Source organism: Aeromonas sp. sif2433 (assembly GCF_019218705.1).
Classification (GTDB): domain Bacteria; phylum Pseudomonadota; class Gammaproteobacteria; order Enterobacterales; family Aeromonadaceae; genus Aeromonas; species Aeromonas encheleia.
Map to the genome: position 1 here is coordinate 196117 of NZ_JAHUXD010000003.1, position 24974 is coordinate 221090.

At 62.6% G+C, this 24974-nt stretch carries 18 protein-coding genes; 11 read left to right on the forward strand and 7 right to left on the reverse strand.

What is annotated here, in order from left to right:
* Positions 1-24: 24 nt before the first annotated feature.
* On the reverse strand, positions 25-1452 hold the full coding sequence (gene hldE / locus KW825_RS06345) for a bifunctional D-glycero-beta-D-manno-heptose-7-phosphate kinase/D-glycero-beta-D-manno-heptose 1-phosphate adenylyltransferase HldE (protein ID WP_042651999.1): 1428 nt from the start codon (positions 1450-1452) through the stop codon (positions 25-27).
* 280 nt (positions 1453-1732) lie between these two features.
* On the opposite strand from hldE, the gene lpxL reads away from it, so the two are divergent.
* A complete protein-coding gene (gene lpxL / locus KW825_RS06350; protein WP_218291088.1) occupies positions 1733-2656 on the forward strand; it encodes an LpxL/LpxP family Kdo(2)-lipid IV(A) lauroyl/palmitoleoyl acyltransferase in 924 nt (307 codons plus the stop codon).
* A 75-nt stretch (positions 2657-2731) separates the two neighbouring features.
* On the opposite strand, the gene KW825_RS06355 is transcribed toward lpxL, so the two are convergent.
* The 3 genes from KW825_RS06355 to KW825_RS06365 all read right to left on the reverse strand — a co-directional run bounded on the left by KW825_RS06355 (position 2732) and on the right by KW825_RS06365 (position 6529).
* On the reverse strand, positions 2732-4711 hold the full coding sequence (locus KW825_RS06355) for a bifunctional 2',3'-cyclic-nucleotide 2'-phosphodiesterase/3'-nucleotidase (RefSeq protein ID WP_218328777.1): 1980 nt from the start codon (positions 4709-4711) through the stop codon (positions 2732-2734).
* Between the two features lie 127 nt (positions 4712-4838).
* Positions 4839-5459 (reverse strand): L-lysine exporter, encoded by a 621-nt coding sequence (gene lysE / locus KW825_RS06360; RefSeq protein ID WP_218328658.1) that lies wholly within the window; start codon positions 5457-5459, stop codon positions 4839-4841.
* 287 nt (positions 5460-5746) lie between these two features.
* Positions 5747-6529 carry a LuxR family transcriptional regulator gene (locus KW825_RS06365; RefSeq protein WP_042651995.1) on the reverse strand — a complete coding sequence of 261 codons (783 nt, stop codon included), beginning with the start codon at positions 6527-6529 and terminating at the stop codon, positions 5747-5749.
* A 63-nt stretch (positions 6530-6592) separates the two neighbouring features.
* Between KW825_RS06365 and KW825_RS06370 the strand changes: the two genes are divergently transcribed.
* The 8 genes from KW825_RS06370 (at position 6593) to KW825_RS06405 (ending at position 17136) form a co-directional block, all read left to right on the forward strand.
* Positions 6593-7219 (forward strand): acyl-homoserine-lactone synthase, encoded by a 627-nt coding sequence (locus KW825_RS06370; RefSeq protein ID WP_218328659.1) that lies wholly within the window; start codon positions 6593-6595, stop codon positions 7217-7219.
* Between the two features lie 268 nt (positions 7220-7487).
* Positions 7488-8387, forward strand: a complete 900-nt coding sequence (locus KW825_RS06375) for a LysR family transcriptional regulator ArgP (protein WP_218328660.1) — start codon at positions 7488-7490, stop codon at positions 8385-8387.
* 86 nt (positions 8388-8473) lie between these two features.
* Positions 8474-10513: an exoribonuclease II gene (locus KW825_RS06380; protein WP_218328661.1), complete on the forward strand. Its 2040-nt coding sequence runs from the start codon at positions 8474-8476 to the stop codon at positions 10511-10513.
* A gap of 612 nt (positions 10514-11125) precedes the next feature.
* A complete protein-coding gene (locus KW825_RS06385) occupies positions 11126-13054 on the forward strand; it encodes a PTS mannitol transporter subunit IICBA (RefSeq protein WP_218328662.1) in 1929 nt (642 codons plus the stop codon).
* 34 nt (positions 13055-13088) lie between these two features.
* Positions 13089-14231, forward strand: a complete 1143-nt coding sequence (locus tag KW825_RS06390; RefSeq protein WP_218328663.1) for a mannitol-1-phosphate 5-dehydrogenase — start codon at positions 13089-13091, stop codon at positions 14229-14231.
* A 102-nt stretch (positions 14232-14333) separates the two neighbouring features.
* Positions 14334-14855 (forward strand): MltR family transcriptional regulator, encoded by a 522-nt coding sequence (locus tag KW825_RS06395; RefSeq protein WP_033131764.1) that lies wholly within the window; start codon positions 14334-14336, stop codon positions 14853-14855.
* A 127-nt stretch (positions 14856-14982) separates the two neighbouring features.
* The gene (locus tag KW825_RS06400; protein ID WP_218328664.1) at positions 14983-16770 is read left to right on the forward strand and encodes a sodium:proton antiporter; all 1788 of its coding nucleotides are present in this window, start codon (positions 14983-14985) and stop codon (positions 16768-16770) included.
* Between the two features lie 117 nt (positions 16771-16887).
* Positions 16888-17136 (forward strand): hypothetical protein, encoded by a 249-nt coding sequence (locus KW825_RS06405; RefSeq protein WP_042651987.1) that lies wholly within the window; start codon positions 16888-16890, stop codon positions 17134-17136.
* A 43-nt stretch (positions 17137-17179) separates the two neighbouring features.
* Here KW825_RS06405 and KW825_RS06410 read toward each other — a convergent pair whose 3' ends face one another.
* Both KW825_RS06410 and zntB read right to left on the reverse strand, forming a co-directional pair.
* Positions 17180-17698: a mechanosensitive ion channel domain-containing protein gene (locus tag KW825_RS06410; RefSeq protein WP_218328665.1), complete on the reverse strand. Its 519-nt coding sequence runs from the start codon at positions 17696-17698 to the stop codon at positions 17180-17182.
* A gap of 9 nt (positions 17699-17707) precedes the next feature.
* Complete coding sequence (zntB, locus tag KW825_RS06415) at positions 17708-18700, reverse strand: zinc transporter ZntB (RefSeq protein ID WP_218328666.1); 993 nt, start codon at positions 18698-18700, stop codon at positions 17708-17710.
* Positions 18701-18805: 105 nt separating this feature from the next.
* Between zntB and KW825_RS06420 the strand changes: the two genes are divergently transcribed.
* Positions 18806-19258, forward strand: coding sequence for a YaiI/YqxD family protein (locus KW825_RS06420; RefSeq protein WP_218291079.1), 453 nt, complete (start codon positions 18806-18808; stop codon positions 19256-19258).
* Between the two features lie 574 nt (positions 19259-19832).
* Positions 19833-24176, forward strand: coding sequence for an Ig-like domain-containing protein (locus KW825_RS06425; protein WP_218328667.1), 4344 nt, complete (start codon positions 19833-19835; stop codon positions 24174-24176).
* Positions 24177-24334: 158 nt separating this feature from the next.
* On the opposite strand, the gene KW825_RS06430 is transcribed toward KW825_RS06425, so the two are convergent.
* Positions 24335-24925 carry a YSC84-related protein gene (locus KW825_RS06430; RefSeq protein ID WP_218291077.1) on the reverse strand — a complete coding sequence of 197 codons (591 nt, stop codon included), beginning with the start codon at positions 24923-24925 and terminating at the stop codon, positions 24335-24337.
* Positions 24926-24974 lie beyond the last annotated feature (49 nt).

Below are 24974 nucleotides of genomic sequence, written 5' to 3' on the forward strand. Positions count from 1 at the left end.
ACCCGGCCGAGGCCGGGCGCCGACTCAACCGCGCTCGCGGATGGTCTTGATGATGTCGCTGGTGGAGCAGCCATCCTCGAAGTTCAGCACTCGCACCTCGCCGCCGTTGGCGGTGACCTCGGCGTAACCGGCGATCTCTTCGGGCTTGTAGTCGCCACCCTTGACCAGCAGATCTGGCAGGATCTCGGCGATCAGCCGTTGCGGCGTGTCTTCGGCGAACGGCACCACCCAATCCACGGCGCCCAGCGCCGCCAGCACCGTCATGCGGCGCTCGGTCGGGTTGACCGGGCGGCCCGGCCCCTTCAGACGGCGCACCGAGTCGTCGGTGTTGACCGCGACGATCAGCCGATCCCCCAGCTTGCCGGCGTTGGCGAGGTAGGAGACGTGACCGGCGTGCAGTATGTCGAAGCAGCCATTGGTCATCACCACCTTCTCGCCCCGCAGGCGGGCGGCCTGGACGGCAATCTTGAGCTGCGCCTCGGACATGACGCCAAAGCCGGTCTCCTGCTCGGTGTAGAGCGCATTGGCGAGCTCCACCGGGCTGACGGTAGAGGTACCCAGCTTGCCCACTACGATGCCGGCGGCGGTGTTGGCCAGGGCGCAGGCCTCGTCCAGACTCATGCCGGCGGCCAGGGAGGTGGCCAGGGTGGAGATGACGGTATCGCCGGCACCTGTCACGTCATAGACCTCGTGGGCCTGAGCGGGCAGGTGCAGCTCGGGCTGCCCCTCGCGGATCAGGGTCATGCCATTCTCGGAACGGGTCACCAGCAGGGCGTCCAGTTCGAAGCGCTTGACCAGCTCCAGCCCCTTGGCGACCAGCTCGTCCTCGCTCTTCACCTTGCCTACCACGGCCTCGAACTCGGACATGTTGGGGGTCAACAGGGTGGCGCCACGGTACTTCTCGAACTCGGTCCCCTTGGGGTCCACCAGCACCGGGATGCCGGCGGCGCGGGCGCGCTTGATCATGCCCGGCACATCGTTCAGGGCACCCTTGCCGTAGTCGGAGAGGATCATCACATCGGCCCGGGGCAGCGCCTCTTCCACCTTGCTCATCAGCAGGCTGGCGTCGACGTCGTGGAAGGCCTCTTCGAAGTCGAGACGCAGCAGTTGCTGGTTGCGAGACAGCACCCGCAGCTTGGTGATGGTCGGATAGTCGGCCAGTCGAACGAAATCACAGGCGACCTTGACCCCCGCCATCTGGCCGGCCAGGGCATCGGCGGCCTCATCCTGTCCGGTCAGACCCAGCAGGACGGCATGGGCACCGAGCGCGGCCGAGTTCAGGGCCACGTTGGCGGCACCACCCGGACGCTCCTCGATGTGTTCGACCTTGACCACGGGCACGGGGGCCTCGGGGGAGATACGGCCGGTGGGGCCATGCCAGTAGCGGTCCAACATGACATCGCCAACGACCAGAACGCGGGCTTTCTCAAACTCGGGCAGGGTGATCTTCATCTGTATCGACTCTCAAAACCTGAAAAATTCAGCCCCAGATTTTATCACACTCTTTTCTCCCGAGTGAAAAAAGCGCGGCCCCACCGACAATTGCCCGCCTGTCACTCCGCCCCTCTCCCCTCTGACCAGACGATGGCCATTCGCACCCGCCCCCCCTTTTCGGATAGAATCCTCGGATTGTGAGTCAAGTCAGCCGACCAGGATAGGCGCCTGCATCGAGCGCCGCCCCTGTGCGACTGGGCTCCCCGGATTATTTGCGATTGAGAACAAGAGACTCTTCATGGCCCAAGAACGCGCTCCCCGCCTCGAACCCCATCTGTTCCATCCCCGCTACTGGGGTAGCTGGGCAGGCCTTGGCCTGCTCTGGCTGCTGGTGCTGCTGCCCTGGCGTAGCCAGATGTGGCTGGGGCGCCAGCTCGGCACCCTGGCCCGCAAGCTGCTGAAGTCCCGCGTCAAGATAGCCCGCCGCAATCTGGAGCTGGCCATGCCCGAGCTCAGCCGCGATCAGCGCGAAGCCTTGCTGGTGCAGAACTTCGAGAGCGTGGGCTGCGCCATCTTCGAGGTCGGCATGGCCTGGTTCTGGCCGGATTGGCGGATGCGCCGGCTGATGAAGGTGGAAGGGGAAGAGCACGTCACCCGGGCCGTGGAGCAGGGTCAGGGCATGCTGCTGCTCTCCTGCCACTTCCTGACGCTGGAGCTCAACGCCCGCTGCTTCGGCCTGGTGCGGCCCGGGGTCGGCGTCTATCGCCCCAACACCAATCCGGTGCTGGAGTACGCCCAGTACCACGGTCGCTGCGCCTCCAACAAGTACCTGGTGGATCGCATGGACGTGAAGGGGATGATCAAGGCGCTGCGCAACGGCGATGCGCTCTGGTACGCGCCGGATCACGACTACGGCGCCCATGCCAGCGTGTTCGTGCCCTACTTCGCGGTGGAGCAGGCGGCCACCATCACCGGCACGGCGACCCTGGCCAGGGTCAAGAACACGGTCACCCTGCCCTGCTACAACATTCGCACCGCCACCGGTTATACCCTGCACATAGGGGCGCCGCTGGCCGACTACCCGAGCGGCGACGATCTGGCCGACGCCAGCCGCGCCAACCGGGAGATTGAAACCGCCGTGCGCCGTGCGCCCGAGCAGTACATGTGGCTGCACCGCCGCTTCAAGACCCGCCCCAACCCCAATGACGCGGGTTACTACTGAGACGAGCCTTTCGGCCCCGAATGAAAAAGCCCTCGCATGCGAGGGCTTTTTTACGGGTCTGCGACAGCGCCTGGGTTATTGGCGGATCAGACGATAGATGGCGTAGCCAGGGTGCTTCTCATCGCTCGTTGGCAGGGTGGACTTGTACTCAAGATCCGCGCCGGCCAGCTGCTTGGCCTCCTCGCTCGGCGAGGAGTAGAGCCGCACGTCGACACCGGCGGGCAGCGCCTTCATGTGCCAGTTGTTGTTGGCCGCCGGGCTGAAGCCTGCCGGATTGTCGGCGGACTGGGTCTTCAGGTACTGGGCGATGATCTCCCGCGTTTCGAAGGGATCTTCGTGCACTATATTGGTGCCGTCGATGCCCGGGAAGTGGCCGCCACCGCTGGCGCGGTAGTTGTTGGTCACCACGTAGAACTTCTGGGCCGGATCTATCGGCTGACCGTTGAAGGTCAGGCCGCTGATGCGCTGACCCTCGCTCACCTTGGCGCCTTCCTTGCTGTAGCGGGCCGGCTGGGTGATATCCACCTCGTAGTTCACCCCGTCGATCACATCGAAGTTGTAGGTGGGGAACTTCTCGTTCACCAGCCACTGCATCTCGGTCTTGCCGGCGTCGATCTGGTTGAACTGGCCGGCACTCATCTCCAGCCACTCCTTGACGGTGGCCCCGTTCACCTCGACCACCTGCAGGGTGTTCGGGTAGATGTAGAGATCGGAGACGTTGCGCAGGGAGATGTCCCCCTTGGCCACATAGGTGAAGTCATTGATGCCGTTGCGACCGCCGCGGAAGGGGGCCGCCACCGACAGGATCGGATAGGGCTGCTTGAGCAGGCCATCCTTTTGCAGCTGCTCGGCGTGCTTGCGCTGGGCGTCGCTCACCAGCTGCACCGAGGGATCGTCCTGCACCAGCGCGAAGAAGCTGTGGATGGAAGAGGTGATCTTGCCGAGCGGTTCGTCCAGCCACTGGTTGGTGGCATCGTGATCGGCCTGCACCAGGTCCACCACCCGCTGATCCACGGCGCTGTTCTCGCTGGAGTCGATCTTGCGCAGGCTGGCCTGGCTCTGTTTCACCCGCCACTTGCCGTCCACCTGCTCCAGTTTGAGATCGATGATGCCGAGGTGGTTGCCCCAGTAGCCGGGCATCACGGTCGGGATGCCGCTCAGGGTGCCGGCCTGGTTGTCCACCTCCGGCAGATCCGGGAAGTCGCCGGGGAAGTTCTTGTGGGCATGGCCCAGCATCAGGGCATCGACCCCCTTCACCTTGGCCAGATGCCAGGCGGAGTTCTCCATCATGGCCTCATAGCTGTTGGCGTTGATGCCGGTGTGGGCGACCACCACCACTATGTCGGCCCCCTTGGCGCGCAGTTCCGGCACATAGTGGTTGGCGGTCTCGACCATGTCGGCCACCACCACCTTGCCTTCCAGGTGGCGCTTGTCCCACTGCAGCACCTGCGGCGGCGTCAGCCCCAGGATACCGACTCTGACGGTCTGTGACTGGCCCTTGTCATCCGTCACCTGGCGCTCCAGCAGCAGATAGGGGGTGAACTTGTTGCCACTCCAGTCGATCTGTCCCTTCGCATCGCGCTTGAAGGCGCCCGTCTCGAACACGTTGGCGTTCACATAGGGGAACTTGGCGCCCGCCAGCACCTTGCCGAGGTACTCCAGCCCGTAGTTGAACTCGTGGTTGCCCAGGTTGCCGGCGTCATAACCGAGCTCGTTCATGGCCTTGAACACCGGGTGGGCCTGCTTGTCGAGGTAACCAGCGCCGGACTGCTCGAAGATGTAATCCGCCAGCGGCGTACCCTGGATCAGATCACCGTTGTCGAGCAGCAGGTTGTTGGGGTTTTCGGCGCGGGCCGCGCGGATCAACAGGGCGGTGCGGGAGAGGCCAAACTTGCGGTCTTCCTTGTTCTGGTAGTAGTCATACCCCAGCACATTGGAATGGATATCGGAGGTCTGGATCAGGCGCAGAGAGACGGCTCCCGGCTGCGCCTTGCTGTCATTTTCATTGCTGCAGGCAGTCAACAGCACTATGGCTGCAATGGCACCCAGCTTCATGGTTTTATTCACTGTCTTTTCCCTTTTATTATGAGTAACGCTTTACCAGCGACGGGAATTTAACAGACGAATATGTCAGCGCATGGAACCGAGATTAATTTTTATGAAGCCCGACACAAAAATAGCCTTATGAGGCCAGCAAGGCCCCGCTGGCCAGCTGAACCGCCAACCCCAGCATGATAATACCAACAACAAGATCAATGGCTTGCTGCACCCTGCCCCGGGCAAGCCAGGGGGAAAGGGCCGCCGCCCCGAATGCCAGACCGTAGAACCAGACCAGGGATGCCAGCATGGCGCCCGCGGCGAAGGCCGGTCGCAGCTCCTCGGCGAACTGGCTGCCGAAGGAGCCGAGCAGCATCAGGGTATCCAGGTAGACATGGGGGTTGAGCAGGGTGACGCCCAGCGTCATGGCCAGCACGCTCTTGACCCCCATCAGCTGGGGTGAATCCGCCAATGCCGCCCCCTGCCCGCGCCAGGCGCTGCGCAGGGAACGAATGCCGAACCAGCCGAGGAACAGCACGCCGCCCCAGGTCAGCAGCGCCAGGCTGATGGGGCTGCTCGCCAGCAGGTTGGCGCCGCCAAACACCCCTATGCCGATCAGGATGAGATCGCAGAAGCAGCAGAGCGTGGCCGTCAACAGATGGTGGTTGCGGTGGATGCCCCGGCTCAGCACGAAGGCATTCTGGGCACCTATGGGGATGATCATGGCGAGGCCGAGGGTGAAGCCTTGCAGTGTGGTTGCGAGCATGGATGAAGCGTCCGTATGGGTAACTGGACGGCACTATAAGGGGAGCGGGGAAATCAGAGAAATTCATTAATCTGCTGATACATTCAATTCACTAATAACTCGGGCGCCAACGCCCTTCTCAGCGGGCTGTCAATTGCAGGATCTGACAATTGTGAGCCCGCCGCCCCGCACCGAGAATCAACAGGGTCGACGCATCGGCTGGGGCAGGGGACGAGGATCACGGGTGACTGACCAGCTATGTCGCCCGCCCGGCCCTGGCACGAGGGGTGGGGCGGGAGGCGCTTATCTCACTGCAGAATCTTGGGGTAATTGGTGACCACGACCTGCTCCAGATTTGGGATCAGGATGCCGCTGCTCACCCCTTTGGCGATGGCCTGATAACGGTTCATGGAGCCGGTCTTGCGGGTCACCTGATTGAGGTGGTAGTTCACCGTGCGTTCGGTGATCCCCAGGATGCAGGCGATCTCGTTCGACGTCTTCCCTTCGCTGGCCCAGAACAGGCATTCGGTCTCCCGGTCAGTCAGGGCCTCCTGCGGATCGCCTTCCCGCAGGCCCTTGCGCACGATCCGGATCGCGGCCTCGAAGATGTAGTTGGACATCCAGGAGAGGATGGGCGAGGACTCCAGCAGCAGATCGCTCGAGGCGCGCTCGGCGGTGATGAACGACAGTATGCCGTTCTCCCCTGCCGCCCCGTGCAACGGGAAGGAGATGCCGTTGCGCAGCCCGAACTCCGCCGCCAGCCCCATCACGTCCATGCTGCCCTCCTGCAGAAAGCGCGCCTTCTCATCCAACCGGTTCCAGTAGATGGGCAGGGTCTGCCTGCGGGCGAGCTGGATGATGGGGTCACAGGCCAGCATGTTGTTGACCGTGTAGGCCTGTACCCAGGAGTCGGGGCACTGGTTGAACAGCACCACCTTGGGCCTCTGCATCGACATGGGCAGGATGAGCGCAAACCGATAGTAGTCGTAGCCCATTCCCAGCGTGAAGCGGCCGATCAGTTCCGCCAGCCGGTTGCCATCCGTCACCACCGTGAAATGTTCGAGATACTCAAGCAGTTGGTCGTGTGTCATAGGCTAGCCCCCCTGGCCAAGGCCTTGGATTATAGCGCCTAACCATGAAATGGAGAGACATGAATGCTTGTTTTCAAAGGAAAATTGAAACAACACCCCAGATGGGAGGTCGAAAACGAACTTTATCGCTTTCGCAAGCGCGTCTTCTCCGATCGGCTCGGCTGGGATGTGGAATCCCACCGGGGTCTGGAGCGGGACAGCTTCGACAAGCCGGATACCCACTGGGTACTGATTGAGGACGAGCAGGGCCTGTGCGGCTGCATTCGCTTGCTCAGCTGTGCCCAGGACTACATGTTGCCCAGCATCTTCCCCGCGGCCCTCGCCGGCGAGCTGGCCCCGCGCTGCGCCGATGTCTGGGAGCTGACCCGGCTCGCCATCGATGCCGGCCGGGCGCCGCAACTGGACAACGGCGTGAACGAGCTGACCTGCGTCATCTTCCGCGAGGTCTATGCCTTCGCCAGGGCACAGGGGATCCGGGAACTGGTGGCCGTGGTCAGCCTGCCGGTCGAGCGCATCTTCCGCCGCCTCGGCCTGCCCATAGAGCGACTCGGCCACCGCCAGGCGGTGGAGCTGGGCGCCGTGCGCGGAGTGGGCATCCGCTTCCAGCTGGACGAGCGCTTCGCCCGGGCCGTCAATCGCCGCCTGCGGGGCCAGTACCAGCCGTCTGAGGAGCTGGTCGGCACCTCCTGAGCGCCACCCACCCGGCGGCCTGATCGCCATAAAAAAGTCCCGGGTTGATACCCGGGACTAAAACTCTCGCTATGGCCCGTTTCCACCCCATGCAAAAACGGACAGAGTGAGTATCTTATGAATCTCACTTTGTCTCTACTGTCACTTATCACAGTGGCCGCGCCCGCCGATCCGATCGAAAGAAAGAGTGCGGCGACGGTTCCTCTTGTCGCCGGCGCCCCCCTTCAGTAGCCTGTTTTCCTGATTCTCAGCGGGATAAGGAAGGCTGATGAAAGCCCTGGATTACAAGCTGCTGTTGGCACTGGATGCCGTGATGCAGGAGCAGAACTTCGAGCGGGCCGCCCAGCGCCTGCACATCACCCAGTCCGCCATCTCCCAGCGCATCAAGCAGCTGGAGCAGCAGTTTGCCGAGCCGCTGATCATTCGCAGCCAGCCGCTGCAGGCCACCGCACTCGGCCAGAAGCTGCTGGCCCACTACCGGCAGGTACGCCAGCTTGAACTCGAGCTGGCCGGGGAGCTCTCCCCCGCCGCGCCACAGGCGCCGATCCGGGTCAGCATCGCCATCAATGCCGACAGCCTGGCCACCTGGCTGCTGCCCGCCCTGGCCCCGCTGCTGGAGCAGCATCCCATAGAGCTGAACCTGCTGGTGGATGACGAGAGCCGCACCCTCGACAAGGTGCGCGAGGGGCAGGCCTTCGGCGCCGTCAGCCTGCAGCCCCAGCCCCTCGCCGGTTGCTGCGTCGACGAGCTCGGCGAGATGCGCTACCTGCTCACCGCCAGCCCCGCCTTCGTCGCCCGCCATTTTCCCAAGGGGCTCACCCCGGAAGCGCTGGCCAAGGCGCCGGCGGTGGCCTTCGATCAGCGCGACGACATGCACGTGAGCTTCATGGCCCGCCACTTCGGGCTTGAGCCCGGCGGCTACCCCTGCCACACGGTGCGCTCGTCGGAGGCCTTCGTCGCCATGGCCGAGCAGGGGCTCGCCTATTGCCTCATCCCCGAGTTGCAGATCCGCCAGCAGCTGGCGGCGGGGAGCCTGCTCGATCTCAGCCCTGAGCATCACCTCATCGAGCGCCTCTACTGGCACCGCTGGGTGCTGGAGCGGGGGCTGCACAAACAGATCTCCCTGCGCCTGATCGAACAGGGTCGCCGGGCACTGCTGCCCCGCTGACGGGGCCATTCACCTTGGCTTTGGGGGGGTAAAAACGTATAGTGCTGGGCGATTCTTCATCAGGTCTCCACTCAGGTTCCTCACTTATGTTCCAAGACAATCCGCTGCTGGCCCAGCTCAAGCAACAAATCCGCGAAAACATCCCCAAGAAAGAGGGTGTGATCCGCGCCTCCGATCGGGGCTTCGGCTTCCTGGAGGTCGATGAGAAGACCAGCTATTTCGTGCCGCCTCCCTACATGAAGAAGGTGATGCACGGTGACCGGGTGAGCGCCCTGATCCGTACCGAGAAAGAGAAGGAAGTGGCCGAGCCGGATGCCCTGCTGGAGCAGGCGGTGACCCGCTTCGTCGGTCGCGTCAAGATGTTCCGCGACCGCCTCAACGTGGTGCCTGACCATCCCCTCATCAAGGACGCCATCAAGGCCCGCGCCAAGAAGGGGCTGGATGAGAAGTCCTTCAAGGAAGGGGACTGGGTGGTGGCGACCCTCAAGCGTCACGCCCTGGTGGATGGTAACTTCTCCGCCGAGATCACCCAGCTCATCGCCGACAAGGACGATCACAACGTGCCCTGGTGGGTGGTGCTGGCACGCCACAACCTGGCCCAGATCGAGCCGGCGGACCTGCCCGAGTGGAAGGTGATCGAAGAGGAAGAGCTGCCGCGCACCGACCTGACCGCCATCCCCTTCTTCACCATCGACGGTGCCAAGACCAAGGACATGGATGACGCCCTGTCCATCCGCAAGCTGGACAACGGCTGGGAGCTGCTGGTCGCCATCGCCGATCCGACCGCCTATGTGGCCGAAGGCAGCGAGCTGGACCAGGAAGCCGCCAAGCGCGCCTTCACCGTCTACATGCCGGGCCGCAACGTGCCCATGATCCCGCGCACCCTCTCCGACGAGCTCTGCTCCCTGAAAGAGGGCGAGGAGCGCAACACCCTGTGCGCCCGCCTGCTGATCGCCGAAGATGGCCTGCTGCTGGAGGAGACCGAGTTCTTCGCCGCCCGCATCATCTCCCACGCCCGTCTCAACTATGACGAGGTCTCCGACTGGGCCGAGCACGGCAAGGCACTGGACATCGACGCAGGCGTCATGGCCCAGCTGCCGCTGATGAAGGCCATGACAGAGGCGCGCATCAAGTGGCGCACCGAGCACGCCCTGGTGTTCCCGGATCGTCCCGACTACGACTTCGAGCTGGGTGAAAACGGCGCCGTGCTGGCCATTCACGTGGAGCCGCGCCGCATCGCCAACCGGATGATCGAAGAGTCGATGATCGCCGCCAACATCTGCGCCGGTCGGGTGCTGGGCAAGAGCGTCGGCTACGGCATCTTCAACGTCCACACCGGCTTCGACGAGGAGTCCCTCGACGGTGCCATCGAGCTGCTCAAGAGCGCCGAGGCCCCGTTCGAGAAGGAAGAGATCGCCAGCCTGACCGGTTTCTGCGCCCTGCGCCGCTGGATCGACAGTCTGGACACCCGCTGGCTGGACGGCAAGATCCGCCGTTTCCAGAGCTATGCGCTGATGTCCGCCGAGCCGGGTGCCCACTACGGCCTGGGGCTGGATGCCTACGCCACCTGGACCTCCCCGATCCGCAAGTACGGCGACATGGTCAACCATCGCCTGCTCAAGGCCGTCATCGCCGGCAAGACCCCGGGTGAGCGCCCGAGCCAGGAGCTGACCGAGCACCTGACGGAATGCCGCCGCCTGCACCGCAGGGTCGAGCGCGACATCGGTGACTGGCTCTATGTCCGTTACCTCCAGGCTGCCGCCGGCACCGATCAGCTGTTCAACGCCGAGATCATCGACGTGATGCGCGCCGGCCTCAAGCTGCGCCTGCAGGAGAACGGCGCCGTGGTGTTCATGCCCGCCCGCCACATCCTGGACAACAAGGACAGGCTGGAGTGCAACTGGGACAACGGCCGCGTCTACCTGGACAAGACCGAGGTGGTCTATGAGCTGGGCCAGATCATCGAGGTCAGGCTGAGCGAGGCGGTGGAAGAGACCCGCTCCCTCATCGCCAAGCCGGCGGTCGCGCTGGTGCCGGGCCCGGCACCGGAAGCCCCGATCGCCGAGGGTACCGAGGCACCGGCTGAGACACCGGCTGAGGCTGAAGCTGCTCCCAAGGCGGAGTAAGTCGCAGCCACCCGCTCGATTCAAAAAGCCCGCCACTCGGCGGGCTTTTTTACGCCCGGCTCACGACACCGACGGCACCCTATCGGTGAATAGCACCCGCTTGGCGAGCGGGATCTGGGCGTGGCGGACGGCAGGTATCGGGGTTGTCATGGCCGTGATGCGGGGGTTGAAAACTGAAAGTGGGTTACAAAACCTAATCATTCATTAGTCAACAGAGGCAAACCAGGATCGATCCATCGTCATCTCCCCCGGGATCGACCACCGATGAATTGCCTCGTTTGAGTACAAATTACCAACTTGTGACTAGCATCACATTGACATCCTGTTTGCGCAAACAGCAAGGAGTGACACTCGTCACATTAATGAGGCCAATTCGACGACGATGAACGAGATGTAACCAGAATACAGCCCATGACTGTGATCTTGATCACTGGGAAGGGAGGGAGGAGGTCGGGGTAATTGAGAGGCAGATCACAAGATGCCCCGTTTTCAGCCTAATTCGATCGCGAGCTGGTAGATTGAAGTTGCTTAGACGACTGGGATGGGGGTTCGGCAAAACCCGTCATCCCGACTACCACTCTTAATCAAACAGGCTTAAAACGGGGTCCCGACATGTTATCACCGGATACCAAAGTCAAGATACAGAATTTTGGACGCTTCCTGTCCAATATGGTCATGCCCAACATAGGCGCCTTCATCGCCTGGGGCTTCATTACCGCCCTCTTCATCCCCACCGGCTGGCTGCCAAGCGAAACCTTGGCCAAGCTGGTCGGCCCCATGATCACCTACCTGCTGCCGCTGCTGATTGGCTACACCGGCGGCAAGCTGATCGGGGGTGAACGGGGCGGCGTGGTCGGTGCCATCACCACCATGGGGGTCATAGTCGGTACCGACATCCCGATGTTCATGGGCGCCATGATGGTCGGTCCGCTCGGCGGCTGGGCCATCAAGCGCTTCGACAAGGCGATGGAAGGCCGGGTCAAGAGCGGCTTCGAGATGCTGGTCAACAACTTCTCCGCCGGCCTCATCGGCATGCTGCTGGCGATCCTCGCCTTCTTCGTGATCGGCCCCTTCGTCAAGGTTCTGTCCGGCGTGCTGGCCGGTGGCGTTGGCTTCCTGGTGGATAACCACATGCTGCCGCTCACCTCGATCTTCGTCGAGCCAGCCAAGATCCTGTTCCTCAACAACGCCATCAACCACGGCATCTTCTCGCCGCTGGGCATCCAGCAGGCGACCGAGCAGGGCCGCTCCATCTTCTTCCTGATCGAAGCGAACCCGGGCCCGGGCATGGGCGTGCTGCTGGCCTACATGGTGTTCGGCCGTGGCGCCGCCAAGCAGTCCGCCGCCGGTGCCTCCATCATTCACTTCTTCGGTGGCATCCACGAGATCTACTTCCCCTACGTGCTGATGAACCCGCGCCTCATCCTGGCGGTGATCGCCGGTGGCATGACCGGGGTCTTCACCCTGACCCTGTTCAACGCGGGTCTGGTCTCCCCCGCCTCACCGGGCTCCATCTTCGCCGTGCTGCTGATGACGCCCAAGGCCTCCCTGATCGGGGTCATGCTCTCCATCATCAGCTCTACCCTGGTCTCCTTCCTGGTCTCCGCCGTGTTCGTCCGTGCCCAGCAGCCGGAAGCGGACGAAGCCGACGCCCTGGGTGAAGCCACCCGCAAGATGAAGGCCATGAAGGGTGCCAAACCCGAAACCGCGGCGGCCAAGAAGCCGAGCGGCGAACTGATGGCGGTGCGCAACATAGTGGTCGCCTGCGATGCGGGCATGGGCTCCAGCGCCATGGGGGCCGGCATGCTGCGCAAGCGGGTGCAGGCCGCCGGGCTCGACATCAGCGTGACCAACCGCGCCATCGATCAGCTCGACGATCAGGTGGACTGGGTCATCACCCACAGAGACTTGACCGAGCGGGCTCGTCGTCATGCGCCGCACGCCCACCACATCTCCCTGACCAACTTCCTCGACAACGCCCTCTATCAGGAGCTGGTGCAGAACCTGAGCCTGGCCAGCGCCGCCAACGACGATCTGGCCAACCCGCAGCTGCTGGTGGCGGCCAACGATGACAGCTACGAGCCGCAGGCCGCCGAGGTGTTCAGCCTCAGCCTGCAGGACGTGCATCTGGGGCTCAAGGCCGACAACAAGGAGGCCGCCATCCTGGCCGCCGGCGCGCTGCTGGCCGAGAGGGGCTACGTGGCGCCCGACTACGTCAACGCCATGCTGGAACGCGAGCAGCTGGTCTCCACCTACCTCGGCGAATCCATCGCCGTGCCCCACGGCACCATAGCCGCCAAGCAACACGTGAAGCGTACCGGCATCGTCATCTGCCAGTACCCGGCCGGGGTCGCCTTTGGCGAAGCCGCCGACGAGGTGGCGCGGCTGGTGATCGGCATCGCCGCCCGCAACGACGAACACATGCAGGTAATAACCCGACTGACCAATGCACTGGATGAACCCGGTCTCATCGACCGGTTGGCCAGCACCACGGATCCCCAGGAGTTCCTGAATCTGCTGGGTGCCGAACAGGCCGCGTAACTCTTCATCATCTTTGGTTATAGAGGTTAATATCATGAAAACATTGCATTTTGGTGCCGGTAATATCGGACGTGGCTTCATCGGTAAACTGCTGGCGGACGCCAGCCACCAGGTCACCTTCGCCGACGTCAACGAGACCCTGATCGATCAGCTCAACCATCGCCAGGAGTACAAGGTGCACGTGGTGGGGACGGATCAGAAGCTGGACGTGGTGCGCAACGTGGCGGCGGTCAGCTCCGCCGGCCACGAGGTGATCGCCCGTATCATTACCGCCGATCTGGTGACCACGGCGGTGGGTCCCAACATACTGGACAAGATTGCCAGCACCCTGGCCAAGGGGCTGCAGGCCCGCTTCGATGCCGGCAACCTGAGCCCGCTCAACGTCATCGCCTGCGAGAACATGGTGCGCGGCACCAGCCACCTCAAGCAGGAGGTACTCAAGTACCTGCCGGTCGCGTATCATGTCACGCTCGAATCCTGCGTCGGCTTCGTCGACTCCGCGGTGGATCGCATAGTGCCGCCCGCCGCGGCCAACGACGATCCGCTGGAGGTGACGGTGGAGAGCTTCAGCGAGTGGATCGTCGACCAGACCCAGTTCAAGGGGGAGCTGCCCCGGGTGGCGGGCATGGAGACCACCGACAACCTGATGGCCTTCGTCGAGCGCAAGCTGTTCACCCTCAACACCGGCCACATAGTGACCGCCTACCTCGGCAAGCTGCGCGGCTATCGCACGGTGCGCGAGGCGATCGAGGATCCGCTGATCCGCAGCAAGGTGCGCCGGGCCATGGAGGAGAGCGGTGCCGTGCTGGTGCAGCGCTACGGCTTCGATCCACGGCTGCATGCCGCCTACATCGAGAAGATCCTGGCCCGTTTCGCCAACCCCTATCTGGTGGACGAGATAGACCGGGTCGGCCGTCAGCCGCTGCGCAAGCTGGAAGCCGGGGACAGGTTGGTGAAACCCCTGCTCGGCACCCTGGAGTACGGCTTGCCCAGCGACCATCTGCAGGAAGGCATAGCGGCGGCGCTGCACTACCACAATGCCGACGATCCCCAGGCGGTGGAGCTGCAGGCCCTGCTGGCCGAACTGGGCCCGGCCGCCACGCTGGCCCGGGTGACCGGCCTCGTGGCAGACAGTGACATCGTTGCCGCCATCGTCGCCCGCTACCAGACTCTGTAATGACCTGCAGGTGGCACATTGACCCGCAAGGCCGGTGTGCCCCTTAGTTAAAAACCGGGAGAGAGCCTGGCTCTCTCCCTGTCAGCCGGACCCAAAACACCTATGACCACACACCAGGAAGATGAAGTACTGGAACGACTGAACGAGCAAGATGGCCCCCGTGGCTTCTTCCTCGAGGTCGTGACCATCCTGGAAGAGGCGGTCGACTCCCTGATGCGGCGAGCCTTTCGCCAGGAGGAGTATGCCGTCAAATACGCCATCGAGCCCCTGCTCAACCAGAGCGGTCCCCTCGGCCAGCTGGAGGTGCGCCTCAAGCTCATCTTCGCCCTCGGCCTCATCTCCCTCGAGCGTTATCAGGATCTGGAAGCCTACCTGAAGATCCGCGATTTTCTGGTGCGCGACCCCAAGGATTACCGCTTCAGCGACAAGCCGATCCGCGATCTGCTGGCTCGCCTGCACGGCCTCAACCAGGGCGGCATGATGCCGCAGGATCCGCCCGCCAACGAGGAGGACTGGCCCTTCTACCAGATGCAGCTCAACCGGCTCGATCAGGTGGTGCGCTCGGCGCTGGTGCTGGCGGTGGCCGACTGCGTCGCCGAGCTTCACAAAGAAAGCCCCATCTAGGCGAGCTCACCCGGCAAGGCCCCTCCGGTACAGCAGGGAGGCGCCGCCCCTCCGCCGCGAGCGGGTGTCAATTTGCCCTCCTTCCCCACTACACTACTCCCAACCCCCTCACCTGCCCGAGGTTGGCATGATCGCACTCTCCCTGGCGGGGATCGCCCTGATCTCCCTGTTGGCGCAATGGCTGGCCTGGTTCCTGCGGGTGCCCGCCATTTTGTTTCTGCTGCTGAGCGGCCTGCTGCTCGGCCCGATGACGGGTCTGCTCGATCCGGATCAGTTGCTGGGGGAGTTGTTGTTCCCGCTGGTGTCCCTGTCGGTGGCCATCATCTTGTTCGAAGGGGCACTGACCCTGCATCTGGCCGAGCTCAAGGGGATCGGCAAGGTGGTGCGCAACCTCTGCTCCATCGGCATGCTGACCAGCTTCGCGATCATAGGCGCCGCCAGCTACTGGCTGCTGGGGCTGGACTGGCGCGTCGCCATGGTGCTCGGCGCCGTGCTGGTGGTAACCGGGCCGACCGTGGTTGCCCCCATGCTCAACGTGATCCGGCCGGTGCGGGAGGTGGACAAGATCCTGCGCTGGGAGGGGATCGTCATCGATCCCATCGGCGCCCTGTTTGCGGTGCTGGTGTTCGAGGCGGTGCGGCTCGGCAGCCATGGGGATCTGATCGACCATACCCTGCTGGCGCTGGCCAAGACGGTGGGGGTCGGCACCCTGATCGGTGTCGCGGCGGGCTGGCTCACCACCCTGCTGATCCGCAAGGACTGGCTGCCGGTCAGCCTGCACAAGTTCGGGGTACTGGCGCTGGTGCTGGTCAGCTTCACCCTGTCGGACTGGCTCAGCCACGAGTCCGGCCTGTTGGCGGTGACCGTATTCGGCATCTGGCTCGCCAATCAGGAGGGGCTGGATCTGGAGGAGGTGCTGGAGTTCAAGGAGGATCTCGCCGTCATTCTCATCTCCTCCCTGTTCATCCTGCTAGCGGCGCGCCTCGATCTGGCCCAGCTCTGGCAGCTCGGCCCCATGGTGCTGGTGCTGCTGGGGGTGGTGCAATTCGTGGCGCGTCCGCTCTGCATCCTGGTCTCGACCCTGGGGTCGGATCTCCCCTGGCGGGCCCGCGCCCTGCTCAGCTGGATAGCGCCGCGAGGCATAGTCGCGGCGGCGGTGAGCGCCTCCTTTGCCATCAGCCTGCACCAGGCAGGCATCCCGGATGCCGACAAGCTGGTGCCCCTGGTGTTTGCCGTCATCATCTCCACCGTGGTGCTGCAGAGTCTGACCTCGGTCCCGCTGGCCCGCCTGCTCGGCATGCGCCAGCCCAGTCCCAATACCTGGCTGCTGATCGGCGCCAACTCGGTGGCTCGCGCCATAGGCAAGGCGCTGTCGGATCAGGGCGTTCCCGTCTATCTGTCCGACCCGGCCTGGGAACACTGCAAGCTGGCGCGCATGAGCAACCTGCCCTGCTACTTCGGCAACCCGCAGTCGGAACACGCCGAGCGTCATCTGCCCCTCACCAGCATCAGCACAGTGCTGGCCCTCTCCCCCAACCGGCACAACAACGCCCTCGGCGTGCTGCACTTCGCCCACCTCTATGGGGAGGAGAGGGTCCACTCCCTGCGCTCCAGCGAACAGCACGGCAAGGCGAACCGGGAGAGCGCCACCTTCCGCGCCCGCCAGAACCTGTTCGGGCCCGAGATGAACTTCGCCCGTCTGAGCGGCCTGCTGAGCCGGGGCGGCCAGATCAAGGCGACCCGGCTGAGCGACGCCTTTGACTGGGCCCAGTACCAGGAGGCCAATCCGGGTGCCATCCCCTTGTTCGTGCTGGATGCCAGGGCGAAACCCCATGTCGTCACCGGCCCTATCCAGCCGCAGGCAGGCGAGCTGCTGATCGCCCTGCAGCCACCCAGGGAGCCACCGGCCCCCTGATGTGCCTGCCGGCACCTGAACGGCGAGAGGCTCGGCACTCAGCCCTCCGGGTGGCATGCCGCCCTGGCTGGCGGCGACTAGACTTGAGGGTGGTGCCATGAGTCATAGGAGGATGTCATGACGGTCAGCGAATTGCGCACACTGAATCAGCAACGCCGCTTCAAGGAGGCGGAGATCCTGCACGACATCGCCTTTCCGGGCTGGCTCGTGGAGTTTCGTGGCCAGGATGGCCGCCTGTACGAGATGACGGACACCCTGGGTTGCCCGGTGAGATTCGCCTCGGAGGAGGATGCGCGCGAACACATCCATCGGGTGGCGGACTGCCCGATCCAGGTCGAGCATCTCTACCGCTTCTACGAGCGCTGAGAAGTTATCACGATAGCAAAAAGGCTCCGGGAGGAGCCTTTTGTTATTCCGGCTGCAACGGCTCGGCTTCCTTGCTCTCCAGTCGTCTGACCGGCTTTTGCAGGATCAGGTTGGCCGGGTAGGTCACCAGATCGCCGTTGTCATCCCGCACCCGTACATAGAACAGGCCGATCTCGGTGATGACGCCGGTGACGGAGTCATCCTTGTCGAGGATCCGGATCCTGTCGCCAATCTTGTAGGGAAAGGCGAAGAAGATGGTAATGCTGGCGGTGATGTTGGAGAGGATCGACCACTGCGCCACCATGGCGACGCCGAGCACGGCAAAGAAGGAGGAGGCCAGTACCACCAGCCGGGAGAAGTCTAGCCCCCACACCCCCGCCAGGATCAGCAGGGTGGCGCTGCCGAGCAGGAAGTGAAACACATGCTCCACATAGAGCACCCGGTTCTCGCTCACCTGCCGGCTCTGTGCCAGTGCCAGCAGGCTCTTGTGAATGAGGCTGCGGATCAGGGTGTGGCCCAGCAACAGCAGCAGGGTCACACCAAAAGATTGCCACATGGTCATATTCGCTCCTTACCACCAGCGTCGGTGTTTGAGCCAGACTGCCAGCCCAGTCGCCAGCGTCAGCAGCGAGCAACTGAAGACCCAGAACGCGGTCGGGCTCTCCGCCCCCGGGATGCCCCCCAGGTTGATGCCAAACAGGCCGGTCAGAAAGGTGGCGGGCAGAAACAAGAGCGCCATCACCGACATCTGGTAGGCGCGGCGATTGGTCGCCTCCGCCATCAGGTTGTTGATCTCGTCCGCCAACACCGCGGTGCGGGCCACGCCGGCATCCAGATCGTCCAGCCAGCGCCGCAGCCGGTCGGCGATGTCGAGCAGGCGGCGGCGGTCATCCTCGTCAAGCCAGCTGATCTTCTCGTTGGCGAGCCGCGCCACCAGATCCCGCTGGGGGGAGAGATAGCGGCGGATCATGATGAGCTGCTTGCGGATCAGCGCCAACCGGCCATTGGCGGGCAAGTCGCGGGTCAGCACCCTCTCCTCCAGTTCCAGGATCTGATCGTGCAGCTCCTCAACGAACTCCCCCGCCCGCTCGGTCAGGGCATCACAGATCTCCACCAGCCAGTCGGCGGGAGAGTCCGCGCCCCCTCCCAGTTTCAACTGCTCGAAGACGTCCTTTTCCGACAACAGAGGACGGCGGCGACTGCTGATGATGAGGTCCGGCGCGATGTAGATGCGCAGCGCCACCATCTCCTCGGGGCGGTGCTCCTGGTTGTGGTTGATACCACGCAGGATCAACAGCACCGCCTCTCCCATCCGCACCAGCTTGGGCCTGTTGCTATGGCCGAGCAGGGATTCACGCACGGCGTCATTGAACAGAGGTGTGTGCAGCAACCAGCGGGCCGACTCCGGATTGCCATAATCCAGGTGCAGCCAGCTGGGTTGCGGCCCCGGGATCTCGCTGCCTGGCTCCAGCGGTTGCATGCCCCCCTTGCCATCCAGAGTCAGGCCATAAATCACGTCACTGGGCACCCGATCCATCTGCACGTCCTTCTCGTTCATGTTCATCGGACCAGCTTACACGAAAGCCGGGACCGACTCAGCCCCGGGGCAGCCGCCCTGCGTCAGCCGTGCTAAGATGCGGCCCTCGCTTCAGACACAGGAAACCATGCCATGCCCATCTGGGTTGATGCCGATGCCTGCCCCCTCCCGGTCAAGGAGATCCTCTACCGCGCCGCCCACCGTGCCCAGGTTGTCACCACCCTGGTGGCCAATCAGGGACTGCGGGTACCGCCCTCTCCCTTCATCAAGACCCAGCAGGTGGAAAAGGGGTTCGATGTGGCGGATCACGTGATCGCCCAGCAAGTCATGCCCGGCGATCTGGTCATTACCGGCGATATCCCGCTGGCCTCCTGGGTGATCGATGCCGGCGGCGAGGCGCTCAATCCCCGGGGCGAGATCTACACCCGCGAGACCATACAGGCGCGGCTCGGCATGCGTAACTTCATGGAGGAGCTGCGCTCGGCCGGGGTCCAGACCGGCGGCCCGGCCCCCTTTAACGCGGCCGACAAGCAACGCTTCGCCAATGCGCTGGACAAGTGGTTGCTCAGAGGCAAGCTGACATAACCAGATAAACAGGGGCTGTATTCAAGCCCTATGGGCTGACTGCTGGCACTGAGCCGCCTGGCCGACATAGCTTCCGGCAAGCCGTCGCATCTCGACTTGCCTTCCAGGCTCACCGCTGTGGGCCGCTCAGGCTCACACAGTAATGCCCCCGTCCTCACAGCTGGCACAAGATACGCCTCACTCGGTTCCCTCTCCTTGATCCCATCGTCACAGATGAGACCGATGCTCGATATAACTTTTTATACCAATTCGGCCTATTCCTCATAATTTTAATTATATCAATGGTGGTTGAAATACCGAGCCACCTAACCTAGACATATTAACAAACCACAAATTAATAATCTTGTTAGTAGCATTTTGCGCAAACCAAAAATATGTCCACAACAACACAATGGAAATAATTCAAATATATTCCTGCCGAATAAAATAAGGGACTTAACGTCATAATTTCAACAAGTTACTGCACTTTAGTGCTTAGCGAGAACAGAGAACACCATCTCTGCAAGATTCGTCGCCCCTAAAAACAAGGGGAATCTCGTCTCAGATTAAGCACAGAGATCAAAGGGGAATATCCATGAGCAAACCAATGAATGTATTTCTCTCACTGTTTCTTACCCTCTTCTTATTCAGTTGTGGTGGTGGAGGAGGGGGAGGAGGAAGTGAGTCCCCCGCTCCAGGCGCCAAGACGCTGACCAAGATCGATATCTCTGCCGACACCGCAGGCACCAAGGCCAGGGCCGAAGCCAATCCCAGCACCCCGCTCGGCATCAGCACCCAATATTCGGCTATTGCAACCTATAGCGATAACACCACGGAAGACATCACGGCTCTGGCCACCTGGAGCAGTGCCGACACCAGCATTGCCACCATCGATGAGAAAGGCATGGCCAAACCACTCAAAATCAGCAAGACCGAGATAACGGCCAGCTATCAGGGGGTCACCAGCAATGCGTCCACGCTGACCATCACCGATGCCATTGCCACCAAGATCAGCGTCATCCCCCCCACTACCAAGGTGGCCAAGGGGTTGTCGCTGCAGTTGCAAGCCATCGCCACCCTATCCGATGACAGCACCAAAGATGTGTCGACCCAAGCAAGCTGGCAGAGCAACAAACCGGCGGTATTGAAAGTCGATGCCAAGGGAAAAATTACTGCCGTCGCCCTCGGTGACGCCATTATCAGTGCCACCCTGCAAGGTGTCACCGGTCAGACCCGCGTCTCGGCGGTGAATCTGACGATCAGCAAGATCCAGATCACCCCGGCCGACCTCCAACTGGCCATCGGTACCAAGACCAAATTGACCGCCATCGCCACCTTGAACGACAAGAGTGTGCAGGATGTCTCTTCTCAGGTCGCATGGCTAAGCAGCAATAAGGCCGTTGCGACCGTAGACGGCAACGGATTGGTCGCCGGAATCGCGGCAGGCTCGACCACTCTTTCTGCCAGCCTGCTTGGCGTCACTGGCAGCGCCAGTATCAAAATCACCAATACCAGCCTCAAAACGCTGCAAGTCATTCCCGCGACAAGTTCGATTGCCCTCGGCACCAAAACCCAGCTACAGGCTGTCGCTACTTTCACAGACAACTCCAGCCAGAATATCTCGAGCCTGGTGCAATGGAGCAGCAGCAATGCCGCTGTCGCGAGCGTCAATAGTCAAGGGCTGGTAACTGGCGCAGGCGTTGGCCAAGTAACTATCAGCGCCACTTTTGGCTCCATCAGCCGCAGTGCAACACTGACCGTCACCAATGCCATTACCACGTCTATCCAGATTACCCCCGCAGCCAAATCACTGCCCAAAGGAACCAAGCAGCAATACCAGGCCATGGCGACCTTCAGCGACAACTCATCGCAGGATCTCACCAGTCAGGTCGACTGGGATAGTTCGGACAGCAACGTAGCCACCATAGACCTGGTCGGTGAAGCGACCGCCTTCAATGAAGGGAATACCATCATTTCGGCCAAGTTTCAGAGCGTGACCAGCAACGCCGCCACGCTGGAGGTGACCGATGCCACCCTCACCGTCGGTGGACTCACCATCACTGTACCTCCCCTGACGCTGGCAGCAGGCCAGAGCAGCCAGCTTGCAGCCAGTGGAGCCTATGGCGATGGCACGACCAAAGATGTCACCCATGATGTTCACTGGAGCAGCAGTGACCCGGCCATCGCGACCGTCAGCCTGAACGGTCTGGTCACCGCCGTAGCACCCGGTACCGCCACCATCACCGGCACCCTGGATGGCCAGAGCGCAACGCTCTCCGTCACCGTCACCAACGCCACCCTCAATGCTGGCGGGCTCACCATCACGGTGCCGCCAGTGACGCTGGCCGTAGGCCTGAGTCGTCAGCTTACCGCAAGCGGTGCCTACAGCGATGGCACGAGCGCAGATGTCACCGCCAATGTCCAATGGAGCAGCAGTGATCCTGCCATCGCAACCGTCAGCCTGACCGGTCTGGTCACCGCGGTAGCACCCGGTACCGCCACCATCACCGGCACCCTGGACGGCCAGAGCGCAACGCTCTCAGTCACCGTCACCAACGCCACCCTCAATGCCGGTGGGCTCACCATCACGGTACCGCCCATGACGCTGGCAGCCGGCCTGACCGGTCAGCTTGCCGCCAATGGCAGCTACAGCGATGGCAGCAGTGTGAATGTAACCCCCTCCGTCAGCTGGACCAGCAATGACCCGGCTGTCGCAACCGTCGATGCATCCGGTCTGGTCACTGGCGTCGCCACCGGCACCGCCACCATCACCGGCACCCTGGATGGGCAGAGCGCAACGCTCTCAGTCACCGTCACCAACGCCACCCTCAATGCAGGTGGGCTCACCATCACGGTACCGCCTATGACGCTGGCAGCCGGCCTGACCGGGCAGCTTGCCGCCAACGGCAGCTACAGCGATGGCAGCAGTGTGAATGTAACCCCCTCCGTCAGCTGGACCAGCAGTGACCCCGCTGTCGCCACCGTCGATGCATCCGGTCTGGTTACTGGCGTCACCCCCGGCACCGCCACCATCACCGGCACCCTGGACGGCCAGAGCGCAACGCTCTCCGTCACCATCACCAACGCCACCCTCAATGTCGGTGGACTTACCATCACGGTACCGCCCATGACGCTGGCCGTTGGCCTGACGGGTCAGCTTGCCGCCAGCGGAACCTACAGCGATGGCACGAGCGCGGATGTCACCGCCAATGTCCAGTGGAGCAGTGATCCTGCCATCGCAACCGTCAGCCTGACCGGTCTGGTCACCGCTGTCGCCCCCGGCACAGTCACCATCACCGGCACCCTGGATGGCCAGAGTGCAACGCTCTCCGTCACCGTCACCAACGCCACTATCAATGCAGGTGGGCTCACCATCACGGTGCCGCCCATGACGCTGGCAGCCGGTCAGACCGGTCAGCTTGCCGCCAACGGCAGCTACAGCGATGGCAGCAGTGTGGATGTGACCGCCTCCGTCAGCTGGGTCAGCAGTGATCCGGCTGTCGCCACCGTCGATGCATCCGGTCTGGTCACTGGCGTCGCCCCCGGCACCGCCACCATCACTGGTACCCTGGGCGGCCAGAGTGCGACCCTGTCAGTCACCGTCAGCAATGCGGTGCTCAATGCAGGTGGACTGACCATAGCCACACCGCCTCTGACCCTGGCCGCAGGCCTGACAGGTCAACTGGTTGCCAATGGTAGTTATAGCGATGGCAGCAACGTGAATGTGACCACCTCCGTCAGCTGGAGCAGCAGCAACCCTGCCGTTGCGTCCGTTGGCCTCCACACCGGTCTGGTCACTGCTGCCGCGCCGGGAATCGCCACCATCACGGGCACCCTGAATGGAGAAACTGCAACCCTGCTGGTGACTGTCACCAACGCAGCCATCAATCCCGGTGGGCTCACCATCACAGTGCCACCTTTGACCCTGGCTGCCGGCCTGACCGGCCAGCTCGTCGCCAATGGTAGCTACAGCGATGGCAGCAACCTGGATGTCACAGCCAATGTCAGTTGGACCAGCAGCGCCCCTGCCGTTGCTACCGTTGGCCTCAACACCGGCCTGGTCACTGCGGTTACGCCGGGTGTTGCAGTGATCACCGGTACTCTGAACGGGCAAAATGCGACCCTGTTGATCACCGTGACCAGTGCCGCCCTCAATCCGGGTGGACTCAACATCACGGTACCGCCCTTAACGTTGGCTGCAGGGCTGACGGGTCAACTGACCGCCCAGGGTAGCTACAGCGATGGCAGCACCGTAGATGTCACCGCCAATGTCAGCTGGACCAGCAGTGCCCCAGCCATTGCGAGTGTTGGCCTCAATTCCGGCCTGGTCACTGCGCTGCAACCGGGAACTGCCACCATCACAGGGACTCTGAATGGAGAGAGCGCCACGTTGGGAGTGACGGTGTCCAATGCAGTGGTCGTCAGCGTGGCTATCGCGCCCATTAGCCCGCTGGCGGCGGGCACATCGACACAGCTCAAGGTCACGGCGACGCTGAGCGACACAACCACTCAGGATGTCTCCGCTCAGGCCAATTGGCTGAGCAGCAACCCCGGCGTATTCAGCGTCACGTCGACGGGCCTGGCGACTGGGGTCACCGTCGGCAGTGCAAACGTCAGTGTCAACGTACAGGGTGTCACAGCCTCGCTACCGGTCACCGTCAGCAATGCGGTGCTGAGCAGCTTGGTAATCAGCTCCACCAGCAGTATTAACTTGCTGAACACGGTAAGGACTATCACCTTCACGGCGATAGGCCACTACTCGGACGGCAGCACACAGAATGTGACCAGCAGTGCGACTTGGCGCATGAATGGCGGTCTGTTGGCCTTGGGGCTGGGCAATACTTATGTGTTGGTTATTCCCCTCGGCAGTACCAACTTCCAAGCCGAGCTCAATGGGGTATCCAGCAACATATTGACTTTCCCTGGCCTGATACCTTAACCATCAACCACAACAAAAAGGGTCCCTCGGGACCCTTTTTTACGCATATCGTCCTGCATTCATGCAGAGGCAAAGGCCCTGACCGCTCTCATTAGCCCTCAAGATAGCTAACCAGCATGGTTCAACGATCTCGCACAATAAGATGAGCTCATGACAGATCACTGCACCGTCTGCACCTCGGCCGGACCGGGCGCGTTGAGTTCATCATCGGTCCAGTACTTGTAACCCTGCAGGGTCGCCTGCAACACCAGACCGCTTTGGGTCAGCTGATAGACGGTCACCTTCTTGGTCCCCGTGCTGGCGGTTTTATTGAGCAATTCGCTGCCCTTGTCACCGGAGCGTGCCGCCGCATCGGCCTGCGCCCCCGCCTCCCAGCCCACCTCGATGAAGTGCTTCAGCGCCTCCGCATCGTTGAACAGGATCAGCGCCCTGAAGTCCTTGATGCCAAGACCCAGCCCCACCCCGGCATTGGCCATGCTCATGTAGACATCCTGACCGGTCCCATTGTCCCGCACCACACCAAAACCGCTGCCTGCGCTGACAAAGACCAGGCTGTTGTTGACGCTGGAGAATACCGCATAACCCTTGGCCTGTTGCACCTCATCACGGATGCTCGCCTTCTCCTGATAAAGCTCGCTCAGCACCTGCTCGCGCATCTCCTGCACATAGCCCCGCTTCTGCTCCGGTGTGTCCCCCTTGGCGGCGCAGCCAGCCAGCAGCATTGCCATTCCCCATATCAACCATCTCATCCTGTTCTCCCGGTCCTGGTTCATTTTCATTCAATCAGTTCAGAGCAGG

Coding starts and splice junctions, on each gene's coding strand:
- hldE (WP_042651999.1), bottom strand. CDS start 1,452: ATGAAGATCACCCTGCCCGAGTTTGAGAAAGCCCGCGTTCTGGTCGTT.
- lpxL (WP_218291088.1), top strand. CDS start 1,733: ATGGCCCAAGAACGCGCTCCCCGCCTCGAACCCCATCTGTTCCATCCC.
- KW825_RS06355 (WP_218328777.1), bottom strand. CDS start 4,711: ATGAAGCTGGGTGCCATTGCAGCCATAGTGCTGTTGACTGCCTGCAGC.
- lysE (WP_218328658.1), bottom strand. CDS start 5,459: ATGCTCGCAACCACACTGCAAGGCTTCACCCTCGGCCTCGCCATGATC.
- KW825_RS06365 (WP_042651995.1), bottom strand. CDS start 6,529: ATGACACACGACCAACTGCTTGAGTATCTCGAACATTTCACGGTGGTG.
- KW825_RS06370 (WP_218328659.1), top strand. CDS start 6,593: ATGCTTGTTTTCAAAGGAAAATTGAAACAACACCCCAGATGGGAGGTC.
- KW825_RS06375 (WP_218328660.1), top strand. CDS start 7,488: ATGAAAGCCCTGGATTACAAGCTGCTGTTGGCACTGGATGCCGTGATG.
- KW825_RS06380 (WP_218328661.1), top strand. CDS start 8,474: ATGTTCCAAGACAATCCGCTGCTGGCCCAGCTCAAGCAACAAATCCGC.
- KW825_RS06385 (WP_218328662.1), top strand. CDS start 11,126: ATGTTATCACCGGATACCAAAGTCAAGATACAGAATTTTGGACGCTTC.
- KW825_RS06390 (WP_218328663.1), top strand. CDS start 13,089: ATGAAAACATTGCATTTTGGTGCCGGTAATATCGGACGTGGCTTCATC.
- KW825_RS06395 (WP_033131764.1), top strand. CDS start 14,334: ATGACCACACACCAGGAAGATGAAGTACTGGAACGACTGAACGAGCAA.
- KW825_RS06400 (WP_218328664.1), top strand. CDS start 14,983: ATGATCGCACTCTCCCTGGCGGGGATCGCCCTGATCTCCCTGTTGGCG.
- KW825_RS06405 (WP_042651987.1), top strand. CDS start 16,888: ATGACGGTCAGCGAATTGCGCACACTGAATCAGCAACGCCGCTTCAAG.
- KW825_RS06410 (WP_218328665.1), bottom strand. CDS start 17,698: ATGACCATGTGGCAATCTTTTGGTGTGACCCTGCTGCTGTTGCTGGGC.
- zntB (WP_218328666.1), bottom strand. CDS start 18,700: ATGAACATGAACGAGAAGGACGTGCAGATGGATCGGGTGCCCAGTGAC.
- KW825_RS06420 (WP_218291079.1), top strand. CDS start 18,806: ATGCCCATCTGGGTTGATGCCGATGCCTGCCCCCTCCCGGTCAAGGAG.
- KW825_RS06425 (WP_218328667.1), top strand. CDS start 19,833: ATGAGCAAACCAATGAATGTATTTCTCTCACTGTTTCTTACCCTCTTC.
- KW825_RS06430 (WP_218291077.1), bottom strand. CDS start 24,925: ATGAGATGGTTGATATGGGGAATGGCAATGCTGCTGGCTGGCTGCGCC.